The sequence below is a fragment of the Microbacterium sp. SSM24 genome, from assembly GCF_025989145.1.
GTDB lineage: Bacteria > Actinomycetota > Actinomycetes > Actinomycetales > Microbacteriaceae > Microbacterium.
Genome location: NZ_JAPDNQ010000001.1, coordinates 1,582,930 through 1,600,908, shown reverse-complemented (window position 1 = coordinate 1,600,908; position 17,979 = coordinate 1,582,930). Strand labels below are relative to the sequence as shown.

General features: G+C 72.5%; 17 protein-coding genes and 1 riboswitch. Of the genes, 9 read left to right on the top strand and 8 right to left on the bottom strand.

Annotation, left to right across the window (positions count from 1 at the left end; translation table 11 throughout):
* Positions 1 to 78: 78 nt before the first annotated feature.
* Together OL358_RS07425 and OL358_RS07420 are read left to right on the top strand one after the other, a co-directional pair.
* The gene (locus tag OL358_RS07425) at positions 79 to 423 is read left to right on the top strand and encodes a DUF488 domain-containing protein (RefSeq protein WP_264709330.1); all 345 of its coding nucleotides are present in this window, start codon (positions 79 to 81) and stop codon (positions 421 to 423) included.
* A gap of 175 nt (positions 424 to 598) precedes the next feature.
* Positions 599 to 1,108: an SRPBCC domain-containing protein gene (locus OL358_RS07420; RefSeq protein WP_264709328.1), complete on the top strand. Its 510-nt coding sequence runs from the start codon at positions 599 to 601 to the stop codon at positions 1,106 to 1,108.
* Between the two features lie 113 nt (positions 1,109 to 1,221).
* On the opposite strand, the gene OL358_RS07415 is transcribed toward OL358_RS07420, so the two are convergent.
* The 3 genes from OL358_RS07415 to OL358_RS07405 all read right to left on the bottom strand — a co-directional run bounded on the left by OL358_RS07415 (position 1,222) and on the right by OL358_RS07405 (position 4,119).
* Entirely contained in the window at positions 1,222 to 2,013 is a 792-nt protein-coding gene (locus OL358_RS07415; RefSeq protein ID WP_264709326.1) for an energy-coupling factor transporter transmembrane component T family protein, read from the bottom strand.
* Complete coding sequence (locus tag OL358_RS07410; RefSeq protein WP_264709325.1) at positions 2,010 to 3,467, bottom strand: ABC transporter ATP-binding protein; 1,458 nt, start codon at positions 3,465 to 3,467, stop codon at positions 2,010 to 2,012. Before OL358_RS07410 ends, OL358_RS07415 begins: the two co-directional genes overlap by 4 nt.
* Before the next feature lie 4 nt (positions 3,468 to 3,471).
* Positions 3,472 to 4,119, bottom strand: a complete 648-nt coding sequence (locus OL358_RS07405) for an ECF transporter S component (protein ID WP_264709324.1) — start codon at positions 4,117 to 4,119, stop codon at positions 3,472 to 3,474.
* Positions 4,110 to 4,221: riboswitch (TPP riboswitch) on the bottom strand. It overlaps the preceding gene by 10 nt.
* Before the next feature lie 36 nt (positions 4,222 to 4,257).
* Between OL358_RS07405 and OL358_RS07400 the strand changes: the two genes are divergently transcribed.
* Positions 4,258 to 5,841 carry a D-alanyl-D-alanine carboxypeptidase family protein gene (locus OL358_RS07400; protein WP_264709323.1) on the top strand — a complete coding sequence of 528 codons (1,584 nt, stop codon included), beginning with the start codon at positions 4,258 to 4,260 and terminating at the stop codon, positions 5,839 to 5,841.
* A gap of 41 nt (positions 5,842 to 5,882) precedes the next feature.
* On the top strand, positions 5,883 to 6,242 hold the full coding sequence (locus OL358_RS07395; RefSeq protein WP_264709322.1) for a VOC family protein: 360 nt from the start codon (positions 5,883 to 5,885) through the stop codon (positions 6,240 to 6,242).
* Here the strand turns inward: OL358_RS07395 and OL358_RS07390 are convergent.
* Genes OL358_RS07390 through OL358_RS07375 form a run of 4 tightly spaced genes read right to left on the bottom strand, consistent with a single transcriptional unit; the run spans position 6,239 to position 9,639 of the window.
* The gene (locus OL358_RS07390; protein WP_264709321.1) at positions 6,239 to 7,165 is read right to left on the bottom strand and encodes a J domain-containing protein; all 927 of its coding nucleotides are present in this window, start codon (positions 7,163 to 7,165) and stop codon (positions 6,239 to 6,241) included. The genes OL358_RS07395 and OL358_RS07390 overlap by 4 nt on opposite strands.
* A gap of 53 nt (positions 7,166 to 7,218) precedes the next feature.
* Positions 7,219 to 7,761 (bottom strand): hypothetical protein, encoded by a 543-nt coding sequence (locus tag OL358_RS07385; RefSeq protein ID WP_264709320.1) that lies wholly within the window; start codon positions 7,759 to 7,761, stop codon positions 7,219 to 7,221.
* Positions 7,758 to 8,576, bottom strand: coding sequence for an LssY C-terminal domain-containing protein (locus OL358_RS07380; RefSeq protein WP_264709319.1), 819 nt, complete (start codon positions 8,574 to 8,576; stop codon positions 7,758 to 7,760). The genes OL358_RS07385 and OL358_RS07380 overlap by 4 nt, the downstream gene beginning before the upstream one ends.
* A gap of 1 nt (position 8,577) precedes the next feature.
* Entirely contained in the window at positions 8,578 to 9,639 is a 1,062-nt protein-coding gene (locus OL358_RS07375) for an enoyl-CoA hydratase/isomerase family protein (protein ID WP_264709318.1), read from the bottom strand.
* A 140-nt stretch (positions 9,640 to 9,779) separates the two neighbouring features.
* Here OL358_RS07375 and OL358_RS07370 point away from each other — a divergent pair, with 140 nt between their 5' ends.
* Both OL358_RS07370 and OL358_RS07365 read left to right on the top strand, forming a co-directional pair.
* Positions 9,780 to 11,537, top strand: coding sequence for an ABC transporter ATP-binding protein (locus OL358_RS07370; RefSeq protein WP_264709317.1), 1,758 nt, complete (start codon positions 9,780 to 9,782; stop codon positions 11,535 to 11,537).
* Positions 11,534 to 12,355 carry an ABC transporter permease gene (locus OL358_RS07365; protein WP_264709316.1) on the top strand — a complete coding sequence of 274 codons (822 nt, stop codon included), beginning with the start codon at positions 11,534 to 11,536 and terminating at the stop codon, positions 12,353 to 12,355. Before OL358_RS07370 ends, OL358_RS07365 begins: the two co-directional genes overlap by 4 nt.
* 46 nt (positions 12,356 to 12,401) lie before the next feature.
* Here the strand turns inward: OL358_RS07365 and OL358_RS07360 are convergent, their stop codons facing one another.
* A complete protein-coding gene (locus OL358_RS07360; protein ID WP_264709314.1) occupies positions 12,402 to 12,863 on the bottom strand; it encodes a hypothetical protein in 462 nt (153 codons plus the stop codon).
* 104 nt (positions 12,864 to 12,967) lie between these two features.
* On the opposite strand from OL358_RS07360, the gene cofG reads away from it, so the two are divergent.
* Genes cofG through fgd form a run of 3 tightly spaced genes read left to right on the top strand, consistent with a single transcriptional unit; the run spans position 12,968 to position 17,921 of the window.
* Positions 12,968 to 15,394 carry a 7,8-didemethyl-8-hydroxy-5-deazariboflavin synthase CofG gene (cofG, locus tag OL358_RS07355; RefSeq protein WP_264709313.1) on the top strand — a complete coding sequence of 809 codons (2,427 nt, stop codon included), beginning with the start codon at positions 12,968 to 12,970 and terminating at the stop codon, positions 15,392 to 15,394.
* Complete coding sequence (locus OL358_RS07350; protein ID WP_264709311.1) at positions 15,391 to 16,911, top strand: flavin-containing monooxygenase; 1,521 nt, start codon at positions 15,391 to 15,393, stop codon at positions 16,909 to 16,911. Before cofG ends, OL358_RS07350 begins: the two co-directional genes overlap by 4 nt.
* Entirely contained in the window at positions 16,908 to 17,921 is a 1,014-nt protein-coding gene (fgd, locus tag OL358_RS07345; RefSeq protein ID WP_264709310.1) for a glucose-6-phosphate dehydrogenase (coenzyme-F420), read from the top strand. Before OL358_RS07350 ends, fgd begins: the two co-directional genes overlap by 4 nt.
* Positions 17,922 to 17,979: the final 58 nt, after the last annotated feature.

The window sequence follows — 17,979 nt, the reverse complement described above, 5'->3', positions numbered from 1 at the left end:
TCCCACTGTACGCGGGACTGAGTCTCACGTCGGAACCGGATGCCACGCCCAGCGTAGTCGGCGGGGCATCATGGAGGCATGGCGGTGAGGCTGAAGCGGGTCTACGACGATCCCGCGCCCGACGATGGGTTCCGCGTGCTCGTGGACCGGCTGTGGCCCCGCGGGCTCACGAAAGAGCGCGCGGCCCTCGGACTGTGGGCGAAGGATGCCGCCCCCTCGACCGCGCTGCGCCAGGCGTTCCACCGCGACGGCCTGCCGTGGGACGAGTTCGAGGCCTCGTACCGCGCCGAGCTCGCCGAGAACCCCGCGGTCGGCGCACTGCGAGACGAGCTGGCGCGGCATCCGGTCTCGACCCTTCTGTACGGCGCGCAGGATCCGGAGCGCAATCACGCCGTGGTCCTCCTCGACGTGCTCGAGGCCTGACGGGACTCGCGCGTCAACACCGCGGGAGAATCGCCACGCCAGGCGACCCGCGGGTACCGGGTTCCGGTTTCTCCCGCGTTGTCGACGCCGTCGGGAGATTCTTCGGGAACGGCCCTCGACGCGCGTGGCGATGATCACGACCGGGTGGGACGATGGCACGAACGAGAGGCGCGACATGACCGACCGCACCGACATCACCGGCACCGTGACCGACATCGACGGGCACCCGAACCTCGTGCTCACCCGCACGTTCGCGGCACGCGCGCGCGAAGTGTGGCGCGAGCTGACCGAGTCCGCGCGGCTCGAGCGCTGGATCGGCCGATGGGAAGGTGATCCGTCCACCGGCCACGTCGCCTTCTTCATGACCGCCGAAGACGAGGACGCGCCGCCCGAGGAGTACACGATCCTCGAATGCGACCCGCCCCGCCGCTTCGCGGGCGACACGTCGGCGGGGACCGGCTCGTGGCACCTGTGGTTCGAGCTCATCGAGAAGGGCGAGTCGACGCTGCTCGTGTTCGGCCAGCGCCTCAACCCCGAGGACGAAGTCGGCTCCATCGGACCGGGCTGGGAGTACTACCTCGATCGCCTCATGGCCGTGCACAAGGGACGGGATGCCGCGACCGTGCCGTGGAGCGCATACTTCCCCGCGATGCAGCCGGCCTACCAGCGCCTCGTCGCGGGCTGAGCCAGCGCGCGCGGCGACCGGTCCGCGCGCCCGTTTCCGGCACGCGCAGCCTCTTCCGACGGGCGCGGATGCCGGAAACTGCCGCGCAAGCGCGGCGACCGGCCCGCGCCGCGTCAGACGCCGGGGCCGAGGATGAAGTTCCACGTGCCGGCGGCGAGCGCCGCGGCGGTCGCGATGAGGGCGATCGCGAGACCCACGCCGATGAGCGCCCATTCCGCCGCCCCGAACCGGGAGGCGCGCGCCCACGTGCGGCGGCCGGGTGCGCCGAACGCGCGTGCCTCCATCGCGGTCGCAAGCTTCGCCCCGCGCCGCAGCGACAGCACGAGCAGCGCGAACGCCATGCCGAGGAACCGGCGCAGGCGTCCGCGATCGGCGACGCCGCGCGCGCGGCGGGCGAGTTCGAGCGAGCGCCAGTCGTCGAGGAACAGTCCCACCATGCGCAGTCCCGCGAGCGCACCCAGCACGAACCGCGCGGGAAGTCTCAGCACCTGCCCGAGACCGTCGGCGAGGTCGGTGGGGTCGACGCTCGCGAACAGCACGACCGAGGGCAGCGCGATCGCGAGCACCCGGATCGTCGTCGCCAGCGCCAGCACGAGCGACCCCTCGCTGACGGTGACGAACAGCCAGTCGACGTAGACCTCGCCGCTCGTGCGGCCGTACAGCGCGATCGTGAGACCCGTGAGCGGTGCGAGGGCCCACACGATCCACGTGCGCGCCCAGAACTCGCGCCAGCCCAGTCCGGCGAGCGGCATCAGCAGCAGTTCGAGCACCAGGGCCACGGATGCCGACACCACATCGAGCGTGAGCACCAGCGGGATCGTGATGGCGGCCGCCGCGCCGAGCTTCGCGACGGGGTTGACCCGCGACATCCGGCTCGTGCGCGCGTGGGCGTCGAGGAGGGTCACGACGCGCCCCCCAGTTCATATCGCTCCGCGTGGAGCGCGGCGACGACGTCGAGATCGTGGGTGACGGCGACGATCGCCGACCCGTCATCGCGCAGGCGGGCGAGCAGTGCGACGAGTTCGGCCCACGTGCGTGCGTCCTGCCCGAAGGTCGGCTCGTCGAGGACGAGCACGCGCGGCGCGGTCGCGAGCGCCGCGGCGACGGTGAGCCGGCGCTTCTCCCCGCCCGAGAGCGTGAACGGATTCGCACGGGCGAGCGGGGCCAGCCGGAGCCGCTCGAGCAGCTCCTCCACGCGCGACGCGATCTCGGCCTCGGCGAGGCCGAGCGCACGCGGACCCACCTCGAGCTCCTCCCTCACCGTCTTGGCGAGGAGCTGGTGCTCGGGGTCCTGGAACACGGTGCCGATCCGGGTGAGCAGCTGGCGCGACGTCCATCGGATGGGCGTCGCCGAAGCGCCCGCGGCGAGCGCTCCGTCTGCGACGAGGGAGCCGGATGCCGGTGCCAGCAGGCCCGCGAGCGTCAGGCCGAGCGTCGACTTGCCGGCGCCGTTGGGTCCGGTCACGGCGAGCGCGGCACCCGCGCGCACGTCGAGCTCGATGCCGGACGCCACGGGGTGCCCCTCGACGCGCTGAACGGCGAGCGCCGAGGCCGACAGCATCACGGGACCGGGTGCGTGCGCCGGAGCCGGCGGATGCGCCGGCGGGATGCCGGGGACCCACACGCCGCGCGCCGCGAGCGCGGGCCCCTGCGCACCGAGCACGTCGCCGGGTGCGCCGTCGGCGAGGACGCCGCCGTCGCCGAGCACGATCACACGGTCGACGACCGGCAGCCACACCTCGACGCGGTGCTCGACGACGACGAGTGTCGCGGCGTGCGCATCGAGCAGGCGCGTGACAGCATCCCGCACCTCCCCGACGCCGTGGGGGTCGAGGTTGGCGGTCGGCTCGTCGAGCAGCACGAGGCCGGGACGCATCGCGAGCAGACCCGCGAGCGCGAGCCGCTGCTTCTGGCCGCCCGACAGCGCCTTGGTGGGGCGGTCGAGGGGCACGTCGAGCCCCACGGCGTCGAGCGCGGACCGGACCCGCGGCCAGATCTCGTCGCGCGGGACTCCGAGGTTCTCGCAGCCGAAGGCCACGTCGTCGCCGACGCGGGCGAGGATGACCTGCGCGTCCGGGTCCTGCAGCACCAGACCCGCGCGCCCGCGCACCCGTGCGGCCGGAGCGCCGTCGATGAGGAGCTCGCCGGTCTGCTCGCCCTCCTCGTCCCCGCCGAGCACCCCCGCGAGACCGTGCAGCAGTGTCGACTTGCCGGCTCCCGAGGCGCCGAGCAGCAGCACGCGCTCGCCGGGCTCGATGCGGAACGAGGCATCCGACACCGCCCACGCGTTGCGGGACGCGTGACGCCAGCCCCACCCGCGCGCCTCGACGGCGGCGGGCCGGGGCAGGTCGCCGGTCACGCGACTAGACGCGGGCGCGGGCCTCGCGGCCCGAGGCGAAGCGGTCGAGCGCTCCCGTCGCGGCGAGGCCGCGCGCGAGGAGCCACGAGAGGAGTCCCGCGACGATCGCGCCCGAGATCGAGGTGCTCACGAGGTAGACGAGCACGAATGACAGGTCCGCGCCCGCGTACCAGAGGAGGAGGTTGTTCACGCCTCCTGCGAGCGCTGCGCCGATGCCCGCGAGGATCGCGACGGGCAGCGACCAGCGGCGGTAGAAGAACAGCAGGAAGACCAGCTCGGCGCCGAGACCCTGGATGAGTCCGGCCTCGAGCGTGAGGAAGGCGCCCCACGTGTTGCCGATCAAGGTGAGCGCGGAGACGCCGGCGGCGACGACTTCGGTGAACACCGCCGCCCCCGGCTTGCGGATGATGAGGGCGCCCAGCACGCCGGCGAAGAGCCAGGGGCCGTCGAGCAGGCCCTGCAGGCCCGGCAGCAGGGGCTCGAGCAGGGCGCTCGGGCCCCGGTACGCGACGTTCCACAGCAGGAAGACGAGGCCGGATGCCACACCGATGACGCTGGCGACGACGATGTCGACGACCCGCCAGCGGTATGGGCTCGGTGCCGCCGAGGGGGCCGCCTCGGTGGATGTGGGGGCGGACGCGGATGCGTGCATGTGAACTCCTCCCTGCGCCGGCATGATCCGGATCAGGTTCGACGGTCGAAGCGTGGGTCGCTTCCTCTCAGCCCGGCTCACCGGACTCCCGTGGTTGTGCGAACGAGTATACGCCGCGACCCGTTGTATCTTGAGCGGGTGACTCCCGATGACGCCCTGACCACGACGCGCCGTGCGCGCCGTGCGGCGACCGGCGAGCCCCCCGTCACGCCCACCGGCCCGGAGACTCCCGAGGGCGTGCTGACCCTCGACGCGGACGTCGCACGCGCGGGGGCATCGCGCGGTTCCGTCGCGGCGCCCGCGACGGTCGCCACCGACGTCGCGTCGACGACTCCCGTCGGCCTGAGCCCGCGCTCGACGACCGCAGCCAAGGAGAAGGGCGAGCGCCGCATCGCGCTCGCATGGGTCGACGAGAGCGCCCTCTCGCGACGCTCGGCGCCGATCGGTCTCGACGGCGCGTCCGCCGCGTACATCCCCGTCGGAGCAGACCTCCTCGCCGATCCGCCCCGGCGCTCGCCCCTGCGCTCCGGGGTCGTGATTCCGACGCTCGCGATCGCGGGTGTCCTGGGCGCGTACGCGGCGACGACGATCGCCTGGCCGCTGCACGCCGTCACCCCGACGATCACGGCGGTCGCCGTCCAGCCGGCCGCTGCCCCGGCGGCAGCACCCGCCTGGCCGGCGACGGGAAGCGCGGCGGTGTCGGTCGGCGGAATCGCCGGGACCCTGGCATCCGGCACCGATCCCGACTCCATCGCGAGCATCACGAAGATCGTGACCGCCCTCGTCGTGCTCGATCAGATGCCGCTGTCCGTCGGCGAGCAGGGACCGGAGTTCCGCTTCGGATACTGGGATTCGGCGGCGTACTGGGACTACCGGGCAGCGGGCGAGTCGGCGCTGGACGTGCCCGCGGGCGGCTCGCTGACCGAGTACCAGATGCTCGAGGGCATGCTCATCGGCTCGGCCAACAACTACGCCGACCGCCTCGCCGACAACCTCTTCCCCTCCGACGCGGTGTTCGCGAGCGCGGCGATGTCGTGGCTGCAGACGCACGGAGTGCCCGGCGTCACGATCGTCGAGCCGACCGGGATGGATGCCGGCAACAGCGCGTCGCCGGAGGCCCTGATCACGCTCGCGCAGAAGGCCATGACGCACCCCGTCATCGCGGAGATCGTCGCCAAGAAGTCTGTGGAGCTGCCCGGCGCCGGCCTGGTGGAGAGCACCAACGGCCTGCTCGCCGACCCGGGCGTCGTCGGCATCAAGACGGGCACGCTCGACTCCTCGAATCTGCTGTCGGCCAAGGACGTCGTGATCGGCGACACCACGGTGCGCATGTTCGCCTCGGTGCTCGGCCAGCCCGACGACGCCGCGCGCCTCGCCGCCTCGCGCGCGCTGTACGCGCAGCTCGAGAAGGAGCTGCAGTTGACCCCGTCGGTGACGGCAGGCACCCTCGCCGGGTCGGTCGAGACGGCGTGGGGCGAGGATGTCTCGGTCGTCGCCGGCGACGATGCGGCGGTCGTGCTGTGGAACTCCGGTGCGCCGACGGCGACCACCGCCTACGCGCTGGGCGACCACCGCGAGGAGGGCGACGTCGTCGGCTCCCTCACGGTCACGGGTCCGCTCGATTCCACGACCGTCGACCTGCGCCTCGCCGAAGACATCGAGGGCCCGAGCATCTGGTGGCGCCTGACCCACCCGCTCGAGCTGTTCGGCCTGGCCGACTGACCCTCCTCGCGGGTGTCCGCGGCCGGTGGTAGACCGGGCGCATGCCCACGCACAACCACATCGACCTCATCGAGTTCCCGGCGGCCGATCCCGCAACCCTCGCGGCGGCTCGCGCCTTCTACGAAGACGCCTTCGGCTGGAGCTTCACCGACTACGGCGAGTACTACGACACGGCCGACAGCGGCGTCGTCGCCGGCATCAACGGCATCGCCGACGAACGCCAGCAGAGGATGCCGCTGACCGTGATCTACGTCGCCGACCTCGACGCGGCGCGCGCCGCGGTCGCGGCATCCGGCGGCACCATCGTGCACGAGATCTACGGGTTCCCGGGAGGGCGACGATTCCATTTCGCCGACCCGGCGGGCAACGAGCTGGCGGTGTGGTCCGAGGCGGCGTCCTAGGCGAAGCGCACGGCGTGCTGCAGGCGCGTGCGCACGTCGAACACCTCGTTGCCGCCGATCGGGCGCACACCCGTGATGCCTCGTCGCAGCACCGTCGACAGCGCGCTGCGCGCGACGATCGCCACCGGGGTGCCGCGCACCTTGCCGATCTCGTCGATGACCTGCATGACGTCGTCGTCGGGCAGCACGACGATCGCGCCGCTGAAGCGCACGCCCGCCGCGCGCGCCAGCCCGCGCATGCGCGCGATGAGGGTGCCGACCGGAGCGCCCGTCACGCCGTCGCCGATGAGCTCGCCGCGGCGCATCCGGACCGGACCGCCGAAGTCCTCCGACAGGATGCCGTACAGCCCGCTCGGGCCGAGCACGATGTGATCGATCTTCGCGTCGGGATCGGCATCGCGCCCCGACGCGTCGACGTCGTGCCAGACCGTGTAGCCCATCCCGAGGTCGGCGACGGTGCGCGCCGTCTGCTCCTCGGCGAGCGCGTCGGCGAGCAGCCGGCGCAGCTGCTGCGGGGCGGAGCGCACGAGGGCGGGGTCGTAGGGGTCGTCGAGCACGACGCCGCGCCCTGCCCACTCTCGGATCAGCGTGAGGTAGCGCTCGCGCCGCCAGCCGCCGGGGTGCCCGTAGGAGCGAGCGCGCGGGCGGGTGTCGGTGCGGGCGGCCGGCGCACGCCATCCCGACCATTCCGGCGCTGCCGCCTCGCCGAAGCCGTGCCCGCGATCGTAGGCGGCGCGCGCGTCGGCGGTGCCGACGAGCTCCCACGCGCGCTGCACCTGGATGAACACGGCCGCGTCTCCGCCGGTGTCGGGATGGGTCTGCCGCAGGCGCAGGCGGTAGGCGCGTCGCAGCTCCTCGTCGTCGACTTCGGGGTCGACCCCGAGAACCTCATACGCCGAGGCGGACAGCGGACTGTCGAACACGCACCCTCCCCCGGCCGCGGCTGCGGCGGATCTCAGGGTATGCCACCCAGCAGTCAGGAGACGCGAGGCCGTTCATTGCGCCGGGCGTACGCGGCGGCGCTGCGACTCGACAGTGCCAGGAGGAGAAGGATGTCGACCGCGAGCGAGATGAAGGTCGTGCCGAGCGTGATCTCCTGGCCCTGGGCCCACCAGGCGACGAAGGTGGTGCTGATCCGCAGAACGGCGAAGAGCATCACGATCACCCGGGCCCAGTTGCGGCCGAGGTACACGAACACCGCGAGCACGAGGTCGAAGACCAGCGTGGCTCCGGCGACCGCCAGCACCACGATGAGGCCGGTCGTCCGTCCGTCCGGGGTCGCCTCGAACCCCTCGAGGTCCACGTCGGGGCCGGCGACGAGGGTGTCCCACGTCAGCGCCACGCCGACGAGCACGAGGCATCCGGCGAGCACGCTCAGCAGCACCAGCGCCGTCCCCGCGACGATCGACGCGGGTCGCCGCATGTCCGGGTCGTACCCGGTCGGAGTGAGAAGCCGCGCGGCGGGCTCGAAGGCCGGGCGCTTGCCGGGGCGGGGCGCCGGTGCGCCGGATGCTGTCATCCGTCCACCTCCGCGAGTGCGCGCACGTCCACGATCGGCAGGTCGCCGTCCGTGGTGATGCTGTCGCCGCCGCCGTTGCGCGCGTGATACCCGGTGGCGAAGTCGACGATCACGTCGACGGACACGCGCGGCTCGGCATCCCGCAGCGTCGCGACGATGTGGTCCCGCTCGATGTCGGTCTCGGCGTCGATGCGGTGGGTCACCTGGAGCGTGAACAGCGAGAGCCCGACACTCGTGTCGAAAGTGCCGGCCGCGAGCCAGTCGACGCGACGCCCACCGGGCAGGAGCCAGTCCTCGGGGCAGCGCCAGCACCGCACGTGGTGCCGCTGGGCGGGGTTGCCGTCGACCTCCTGCTGGTACGCGAAGTCCTGCTGGCGGCCGAACAGGAACAGCGGGCTCACCGGGGCGTCGTGATAGCTGCGCCGCGTGAGGGTCGAGACGATGATGCGCCACGAGGAGGCGAAGGTCACCGGATCCGCCTTCGTCCAGCCCGCGGCCCGCAGCGCGCGCTCGATCTGCGGACCGTCGCCGAGGAAGGCGAGGTTCACCGGGTCGCCCAGCAGTCCGTCGCTCGTCCGCGTGCGGCCGATGAAGTAGTCGGGCACGTAGACCGTGGTCAGGATGCGGTGAAGGCGCGGCAGCACGAGGTAGGCCAGGAGCACCCAGAAGAGAACCGCGAACGGGATCCCCCACCACCCCACGCGGAACGTCTCCGTGAAGCTGAGATAGGCGAGCCAGATCGCGGCGAGCCCCGCGAACACGAAGAAGAACCAGTCGATCGCGATGCCGATCGAGTAGCTTCTCCGCCCGGTCATGTCATCCCCAGAGCGGTATCTCGGGCTCGAAGGCGAGAGCGGATGCCGCCGTCCCGGCCGGCAGGTCGGCCAGGGTCGCCGGCTGCCACCGCGGCGAGCGGTCCTTGTCGATCACCTGCGCTCGGATGCCTTCGGGAAGATCGGACTGCGTGGTCGCGAACCACATCACGAGCCCGTACTCCTGCTCGAGTGCATCTCGCAGGCCGGGAAGCTCCCGCGATCGACGGACCGATTCGAGCGTCACGGCGAGCCCGGTGGGCGAGAGCTCCTCGAGCAGGTCGGCCGTGGCGGATGCCTTCGCCTCCGGTCGCGCGCGGAGGCGCTCGATGATCTCGGCCACCGTGTCGGCGGCGAAGGCGTCGTCGACCCACTCGCGCGCCCGCTCGAGCTTCGATCCGTCGGGCGTCTCGTCGAACAGCAGCACGAGCTCCGTCGGGCTGGACGGGTCGGCCCGCGTCTCGAGCGCGTCGCGCAGACCGTCGAGGCGATCGGCCGGCACGAAGTGGTCGGCGAATCCCGCATAGATCGCGTCGGAGGCATCCATCACCGCGCCGGTGAGCCCGAGGTACTCGCCGAGACGCCCGGGGGCGTGCGCGAGCAGCCACGTGCCGCCGACGTCGGGTGTGAAGCCGATGCGCGTCTCCGGCATTGCGAGCTGCGAGCGCTCGGTGACGATGCGCACGGCCGCATGGCCCGCGACGCCGATGCCGCCCCCCATCGTCACGCCGTCGGCGAGCGCGACGAAGGTCTTGGGGTATTCGGCGATGCGCGCGTTCAGGGCGTACTCGTCGCGGAAGAAGTGCGCGGTCTCGGCGGCCTGCCCGCCGGTGACCCGCTCCGCGAGCCCGCGCACGTCACCACCGGCGCACAGGCCGCGATCGCCGGCGCCGTCCAGCAGGACCACATCGACCTCGCTGTCGTGCTCCCACGCATCGAGGGCCGCATGCAGCTGGTGGATCATGCCGAGATCCAGCGCGTTGATCGCGCGCGGCCGGTTGAGAGTGAGTCTCCCGAGTCCCCCGGCGGTGCGGGCGAGGACGGTGGGCGCGGAGTCGTCGGTCACGTCCGCCACGTTACTCGCGGCGGTCGTCGCATCAGGCTCGCATGCCCGGCCACCGGGACGCGCCGGTGGATTATTCCTCACGTCGAGGTGCAGTTTCCGCAAAGATATGGGGAATAGCTCCCGACGACGAGAGGTTCGGCATGCCCGAAGGACAGCTGCTGGAATTCTCAGGCGCGACGAAACGCTTCGGCGCCGTCACCGCGGTCTCGGATTTCACAGCACGCGTCGAACCCGGGGTCGTGACCGGATTCCTCGGCCCGAACGGCGCCGGCAAGACGACCTCGCTGCGCATGCTCCTCGGGCTGGTCCGGCCGACCGCCGGCACCGTCACGATCGACGGCGTGCGGTACGCGAAGCTGAAGCATCCGCTGCAGACCGTCGGCGCCGTGCTCGAGGCATCCAGCTTCCATCCCGGACGCACCGGCGCCGGGCACCTCACCGTCTACGCGAACGCGGCGCGCATCCCCACGTCCCGCGTCGACGAGGTGCTGGGCCTGGTCGGACTCGCGGATGCCGCAGGCCGCAAGGTCGGCGGATACTCGCTCGGCATGCGGCAGCGCCTCGGCCTGGCGTATGCGCTGCTGGGCGATCCGGGCGTGCTCGTCCTCGACGAGCCGACCAACGGGCTCGATCCCGAAGGCATCCGGTGGATCCGCGGGTTCCTGCGTCAGCTCGCCCGCGAGGGGCGGACCGTGCTGGTCTCGTCGCACCTGCTCACCGAGGTGCAGCAGACCGTGGACGCGCTCCTCATCATCTCCGCCGGGCGCCTGGTGTTCCAGGGCGGGCTCGACGAGCTCTCCGACCCGGCCGAGCAGGCCACGATCGTCGACTCGGCCGACCGCGCGGCGCTCGCCGACGCGCTGCGCGCGGCCGGCATCCCGTTCGAGGTGCTCCGGTCGGGCCTGACCGTGCGGGGCATCGAGCCGGTGTCGGTGGGTCTCGCGGCAGCCGCCGCCGGCGTGCCGCTGTCGTCGCTGCACAAGCGCGGACCGGCGCTCGAGGAGGTCTTCCTCGACCTGGTCAACGGCACGCGCGTGCACGCGAGCGCGTCGGGCACGCTGCCGGACGACGTGATCCCCGCGATCGAGTCGGGCGCGATCCCGCTCGTGGAGACCGCGGACGAGGGGCCGGATGCCGCGCCCGAAGCCGCTGACGACGTCGACGAGTCCGCGATCGAGACCGAGGCGCCGGTCGACGAGGTCGAGTCCGATGAGCTGCCCGAAGCCGCACCCGCGGATGTCGAGTCCGTCGCCGAGGAGCTCGACGCCGCCGGCATGGGCGCTGCGCCGGCCGCCGCGATGAGCGCCGCCGCGGGCATGGCGTGGGCGCACGCCGACGAGGACGAGACGGACGACGAGGCGGCGGAGGCCGGCGAGGCGGTGGAGGCCGAGGCCGACGAGCCGGACGAGGCCGCGACGCCCCACGAGCCGAGCACGCGCACCGCCTCGTTCGCCGTTGCGAGCACGGGCGTCATCGACGTCATCACCGTCGAGGACCCGGATGCCGCGCCCGCCGAGCCTGAGGAGGCCGCGGAGTCCGAGCCGGCCCGAGCGGACGATGAGCCCGAGTCGTCCGAGGACGACGAGGCCGAGGAGGCCGAGGAGGCCGAGCCGGCCGAGGCTGACGAGACCGGGCCGCTCGAGGACGACGGGCCGACGGACGACGCGGCCGACGAGGAGCGCCCCGACGACGCCGACCGGGCGTGGGATGAGTACGTCAGGACCGATGCCGACGAGCAGGCCGACCGCTTCTTCGCCGCATTCGATGCCGAGGGCGAGCCGGGCGCGAGCGAGAGCGCCGAGGTCGCGGCATCCGACGTCCTCGACGACCAGGAGGAATCGCCCCCACCATCCGACGAAGGCGAGCACCACGACCACGACGGGGGTGAGCACCGATGAGCCTCACCGCAGCGACCCGCTCCGAGGCGACCAAGCAGTTCACCACCGCGATGTGGTGGATCCTCGCGCTCGTGCTGGCCGTGTACGTCGCCTTCACCGCCGCCGTGCTCGGCTTCGTCTTCGCGGCGGCCGCGACCGGTTCGCTCCCGGGTGACGCGCCGCCGCTCCCCGAGGACGGGCTGGCCTCGACGCTCTACAGCACGGCGACGTCGGTCGGCTACGTCTTCCCGCTGCTCATCGGCACCCTGATGGTCACCTCGGAGTTCCGCCACAAGACGCTGACCCCGACCTTCCTCGCCACCCCGAGGCGTGGCCTCGTGCTGTGGGCGAAGGTGTTCGTCGGCGTGCTGCTGGGCGTTCTCTACGGCGTGGTCGGGATCGCGGCATCCGTCGGCGCCTCCGCGGGTTTCCTCGCCGGCTACGACCTCGACACCGAACTGACCGCGCCCGACATCTGGGCGCAATTCGGACGGATGCTGCTCGCCTACGTGCTCTGGGTGCTCATCGGCATCGGGGTCGGCGCGCTCGTGCGCAACCAGGTCGGCGCGATCGTCGGCGTGCTCGTGTTCACGCAGTTCCTCGAACCGGTCGGACGCGCTGCGGCATCGTTCGTCGACGGGCTCGCCGACTACACGCAGTACCTGCCCGGCGCGGCGAGCGACGCGCTCGTCGGCGCGAGCGTCTTCGCCATGAGCGTGCCCGGCGCCGAGGCGCCCACGTCGCTCGAATGGTGGGCGGGCGGAGCCGTGCTGCTCGGTTACGCGGTCGTGCTCGTCCTGCTGGGCCACCTGCTCAGCTGGCGCCGCGACGTGAGCTGACGTCGTCGAGCATGCACGCCGGAGGACAGGGCGCGCGAGCCGGGGGCTAGACGGCGGGCGACGGCGCCGGCGCCTTGCGGGTGCGCGGCTTGCGGGGGACGACGGGCATCGCCCCGGTCTCGGCGGCGATGTCGACGACGTCGGTGGGCTCCTCTGCGACCTCGACCCGAAGGGCCTGCACGAGGGCGAGCCCATGCCGGGTCGTCAGGATCAGTCGCTGGTACTCGGGGTCGCCCTCGAGATCGATGACCACTCCCGGCCGGTGCCGGCGGATCACGGCGAAGTCGTCGCCGCCCGCGGACTTCCACGTGCCGATCGCGACGATGCCGCGCAGGTGCGTGCCGGGGCTCGGAACCCCGCGGAGCCACGTCCACGTGTCATCGGTGAGCTGGACCTTGGCGATGGTCCACCGCTCGACGGCCACATTCCCCTTGCGGAATGCCATCGCTCGCTCGGCTCCCGACAGCACGACCTCGAGCCGCGTCGAGTCGAGGAGCAGCGTCACCATGTGTCTAGTCTGCCAGCGGCCCCGTCCGCCCGCCGGGACATTTGCTCACAGGAGGGCAACGATCGGAAGACCCGGTGCGCCGCGCACGGTGCAAGACTTGACCGGTGACCTTCGTGGCCTCCCCCGTCGTCTCGCCTCCGGAGACCGTCCTCGCGCTCGACCGCGCGGCCGCCGGCGAGCGCCTCGACGCCGCAGACGCGGCGGCACTGCTGGGCGCGACCGGCGCCGAGTTCGAACGGCTGCTCCACCTGGCCGGTGCTGCGCGGGACGCCGGGCTCGCGGCATCCGGTCGTCCTGGCGTCATCACGTACTCGCGCAAGGTGTTCGTCCCGCTCACCACGCTCTGCCGCGATCGCTGCCACTACTGCGTGTTCGTCGACACGCCGGGACAGCTGCTGAAGAAGAACAAGCCGGCGTTCATGTCGCCCGAGCAGGTGCTCGCCGTCGTGCGGCAGGGGCGGGCGATGGGCTGCAAGGAAGTCCTGCTCACACTCGGCGACCGTCCGGAGGACCGCTGGCCCGAGGCGCGCGCCTGGCTCGACGAGCACGGCTTCGCGTCCACTCTCGACTACGTCGGTCACATCGCCCGGCTCGTCACCGCGGAGACCGGCATGCTCGCGCACCTCAACCCCGGCGTCATGTCGGCGGAGGAGCTGCGGATGCTGCGCCCCACCGCCCCCTCGATGGGGATGATGCTCGAGACGACGTCCCGCCGGCTGTTCGAGGAGCCGGGGCAGGTGCACTACGGGTCGCCCGACAAGGACCCCGCCCTGCGCCTGACCGTCATCGAGGACGCCGGTCGCGAGCGGATCCCGTTCACCACCGGCATCCTGGTGGGGATCGGCGAGACGCTGCACGACCGCGCGGAGTCGATCATCGCGATCCGCGACGCGCACGAGCGGCACATGGTCGACGGCCCCACCGGCCGGCAGGGGCACGTGCAGGAGGTGATCGTGCAGAACTTCCGCGCGAAGCCCCGCACCGCGATGCAGGGCGCGCCCGATGCCGAGCTGATCGAGTACGTCGCCGCCGTCGCGGTCGCGCGGCTGGTGATGGGTCCGAGGATGCGCATCCAGGTGCCGCCGAACCTCTCCGACACCGCCGAGTTCGACCTGCTCGTGCGCGCGGGCGCCGACGACTGGGGCGGCGTCTCGCCCCTCACCGCCGACCACGTCAACCCCGAGCGCCCGTGGCCGCACCTCGACGACCTCGCCGCCCGCACCGCCGAACTCGGCTACGAGCTGCGGGAGCGCCTCACCGCGCACCCCGAGTTCGTGCGCGATCCCGAGACGTGGCTCGACCCCGCCATGCGGGGTCCGATCGCCGCGCTCGCGGATCCCGTGACCGGGCTGGCGACGAGGGACGCCGTGAGCAACGCGGGAGAGACCGGGGTCGGCAGCAGCCCCGACCGACTCGCGGACACGTTTCTCCCGAGTTCTTCGCCGAGCGGCTCGGCGAGCGGCATCCGGCGGATCGCCGAGACCGCGGCATCCGACCCCCTCGCCCTCGACGATGCCGAATGGGTGTCGCTGCTCGAGGCCACCGGCGCCGACCTCGACGCGCTCACAGCGACCGCGGACGACGTGCGCCGCTACACCGTCGGCGAGGCCGTCAGCCTCGTCGTGAACCGGAACCTGACCTCGTCGGGCCTGCGCCGCACCGCCACGGACGACCCGGCCGCCTTCACGCTCGACGATGCCGCGGCCATCGCCCTCGACGCCGCCGATCTCGGCGCGACCGAGGTGTGCGTGCAGGGGCTGCTCCCGGCGTCGGAGGACCCGTCCGGCTACCTCGACCTCGCGCGCGTCGTGAAGTCCGCGACGCCGGGTGTCCACCTCCACGCCTATCGCCCGCAGGACGTGCGCGACCTGGCCGATCGCAGCGGCCTCGGCCTCGACGGAGCGCTCGCGGCGATGCGGGATGCCGGCGTCGACACCGTGCCCGGCACCGGCGTGAAGGTCCTCAGCGAGCGCGTGCGCGCGCTCGTCGCGCCCGGCGACCTCGCCGTCGACCGGTGGGTGGAGGGCATCACGGCCGCGCATCGTGCCGGCTTCCGGTCGACGAGCGTGATCTTCTACGGACACGTCGAGACGGCCGCCGAGCGCATCGTGCATCTTCGCGCGCTGCGCGCGATCCAGGACGAGACGCGCGGATTCACCGAGTTCGTGCCGATCCCCCTCCCCGGTCCGGTCGGAGGAGTGCCGCTGGTGCCCGGACGCTCGCCGCTGGACGAGCACCGCGCGATGGTCGCCGTGTCGCGGCTGGCGCTGTCGGGCAGCATCCCGCACGTGCAGATCCCGTGGACGCGCGTCGGGCGCGCGGCATCCGCTGTCCTGCTGCAGTCCGGAGGCGACGACCTCGGCGGCACCCTGCTCGATGGCCGCGTGAAGCCCGAGGCGGGCATCGAGCACGGGCTGGAGCTTCCCGTGGCGGATGCCGCGGCCATCGCCGCACGCCTGTTCCGCCCCTTCCGGCTCCGGACGACCGACTACCGCACGCTGCGGACCAGCCCCGCGGGGGCGGCACCGTGACGCGGGTCGAGGTCGCGATCGTCGGGGCCGGATTCGCCGGCATCGGCGTCGCCATCGCGCTGCAGCGAGCCGGACGCCACGACATCGTCCTGCTCGAGCGCGGGGGCTCGGTCGGGGGCACGTGGCGCGACAACACCTACCCCGGCATCGCGTGCGATGTGCCTGCGCACCTGTACGGCTTCGCGACCCATCCGAACCCGGCGTGGTCGGGCACGTTCGCGACCGGCGCCGAGATCCACGGGTACCTCGACCGCGTCGTCGATGCGGAGGGCCTGCGCGACCGCCTGCGGCTGAACACCCGCATGCACACCGCCGCCTGGGATGCCGCGCGCGAGGTCTGGCGCATCGAGGCCGGCTCCTCGCGGGGCTCGCAGGGCTCGGCGGGCGAGGAGGGCGACGCGGGCGACGTGATCGAGGCCGACGTGCTCGTCCTGGCGTGCGGGCGGCTCACCGAGCCGGCGATCCCGCGGCTGCCGGGACTGGAGCACTTCCCCGGGCCGGTGTTCCACTCGGCGCGCTGGGATCACTCCGCCGACCTCGCCGGCGCCCGCGTCGGCGTGGTGGGCACCGGGGCGAGCGCGGTGCAGATCGTTCCCCAACTGGCTCGTACGGCGGCACAGGTGACCCTGTTCCAGCGCACACCGGCGTGGATCGTGCCCCGCGGCGGGGAGGCGTACTCCGACGACGACCGCACGCGCTTCGCCGCGGATCCCGCATCGCTCGAAGCCCTCCGTGCCGACCTGTACGCCGAGGGCGAGGAGCGCTTCGCCTCCCGCTCGGGCGACTCCGCCGCCGCGGCCGCCGCGGAGGCGGTCGCGCGCGCTCACCTCGAGCGCCAGGTCGCCGACCCCGCGCTGCGCGCGGCGCTCACGCCGGACTACGCGTTCGGGTGCAAGCGAGTGCTGCTGTCGGATGACTTCTACCCGGCCGTGGCGTCCGGCGCGGTGTCGCTCGTGTCCGCCGCACTCAGTGCGGTCGAGGGCTCGACGCTCGTCGCGTCCGACGGCTCGCGCCACGACGTGGATGCGCTCGTGCTCGCGACCGGCTTCGCGTCGACGCGTCAGCCGTATGCCGAGCTCGTCGTCGGAGAGCAGGGCCGATCGCTCGCCGAGCACTGGTCCGGCGGGATGACGGCGTTCGCGTCGACGGTCGTATCGGGCTTCCCGAACCTGTTCGTGCTCAACGGCCCGAATGCGTCGCTCGGCCACTCCTCGTCGGTGCTCATGATCGAGGAGCAGGCCGGCTATGTGGCGCGCACCCTCGACGACCGCGCCGGCCGCACCCTCCGCGTCGATCCCGGGGCCGAACGCGCGTACACCGACGAGATCGCGCAGGCCGCGGCATCCACCCGATGGATGACGGGCGGATGCCGCAACTGGTACGTCGACGAGCGCTCGGGGCGGCTGACGCTGCTGTGGCCCGGTACCGTCGACGCCTTCCGCGCGCGGCTCGCCCGCGCCGACGGATCCGAGTTCCTCCCGTCCTCCGAACCTGCTCTCGAAGGGAGCACCGCATGACACTCCCCCTGCGCTTCGGCTACAAGGCCTCGGCCGAGCAGTTCGGCCCCAACGAGCTGCTCGACTACGCGGTGCTCGCCGAGGAGGTCGGCTTCGACTCGGTGTTCGTCTCCGACCACCTGCAGCCGTGGCTGCACGAGGGCGGCCACGCCCCGGCATCCGTTCCGTGGCTCGGTGCGCTCGGTGCGAAGACGTCCCGCGTGCTCATCGGCACGTCGGTGCTCACGCCCACGTTCCGGTACAACCCCACCGTCGTCGCGCAGGACTTCGCGACGCTCGGCGTGATGTACCCGGGACGCGTGATCCTCGGGGTCGGCACCGGCGAGGCCCTCAACGAGGCGAACCTCGGGATCGCGTGGCCCGACCCGCCCGAGCGATTCCAGCGGCTGAAGGAGGCGATCGGCCTCATCCGCCGCCTGTGGTCCGAGGACCGCGTGAACTTCGACGGCACGTACTACTCCGCCCGCAACATCACGATCTACGACAAGCTCCCCGAACCGGTGCCGATCTACATCGGCGCGGCCGGCCCCGCCGCCACCCGCCTCGCGGGCCGCATCGCGGACGGCTTCATCACCACGAGCGGCAAGAAGCGCGAGCTCTACACCGACACCCTGCTGCCCGCGCTGCAGGAGGGACTCGAGAAGGCCGGACGCGCGCCCGACGCGATCGACACTCTCATGGAGATCAAGGTCTCGCTCGACACGTCGATCGAAGCCGCGAAGGAGAAGACGCGGTTCTGGGCCCCCCTTGCCCTCACCCCCGACGAGAAGATGGGCGTCGACGATCCGATCGAGATGCAGCGCCTCGGGGAGGAGCTGCCGATCGAGCGGGCCGCGTCGCGGTTCATCGTGTCGGACGACCCCGACGAGCACGTCGAGCGCATCTCCTGGTACATCGACCTCGGCTTCCGCCACCTGGTGTTCCACGACCCGGGGCACGACCAGGAGGCCTTCCTGCGCCGCTATGGCGACGAGATCCTGCCGCGCCTGCGGGCGAAGTACGGCGTGTGAGCCCGCTGTTCGGGCGACGCCGCGCGCGGCGCGCGCAGCCCATGCGTGCCGTAACTCA

What these genes read in the sequence shown, in the direction of transcription:
- OL358_RS07395 (WP_264709322.1), top strand. Translation starts at nt 5,883, where the DNA reads ATGCCCACGCACAACCACATCGACCTCATCGAGTTCCCGGCGGCCGAT.
- OL358_RS07420 (WP_264709328.1), top strand. Translation starts at nt 599, where the DNA reads ATGACCGACCGCACCGACATCACCGGCACCGTGACCGACATCGACGGG.
- OL358_RS07360 (WP_264709314.1), bottom strand. Translation starts at nt 12,863, where the DNA reads ATGGTGACGCTGCTCCTCGACTCGACGCGGCTCGAGGTCGTGCTGTCG.
- OL358_RS07365 (WP_264709316.1), top strand. Translation starts at nt 11,534, where the DNA reads ATGAGCCTCACCGCAGCGACCCGCTCCGAGGCGACCAAGCAGTTCACC.
- OL358_RS07425 (WP_264709330.1), top strand. Translation starts at nt 79, where the DNA reads ATGGCGGTGAGGCTGAAGCGGGTCTACGACGATCCCGCGCCCGACGAT.
- OL358_RS07385 (WP_264709320.1), bottom strand. Translation starts at nt 7,761, where the DNA reads ATGACAGCATCCGGCGCACCGGCGCCCCGCCCCGGCAAGCGCCCGGCC.
- OL358_RS07405 (WP_264709324.1), bottom strand. Translation starts at nt 4,119, where the DNA reads ATGCACGCATCCGCGTCCGCCCCCACATCCACCGAGGCGGCCCCCTCG.
- OL358_RS07380 (WP_264709319.1), bottom strand. Translation starts at nt 8,576, where the DNA reads ATGACCGGGCGGAGAAGCTACTCGATCGGCATCGCGATCGACTGGTTC.
- OL358_RS07370 (WP_264709317.1), top strand. Translation starts at nt 9,780, where the DNA reads ATGCCCGAAGGACAGCTGCTGGAATTCTCAGGCGCGACGAAACGCTTC.
- fgd (WP_264709310.1), top strand. Translation starts at nt 16,908, where the DNA reads ATGACACTCCCCCTGCGCTTCGGCTACAAGGCCTCGGCCGAGCAGTTC.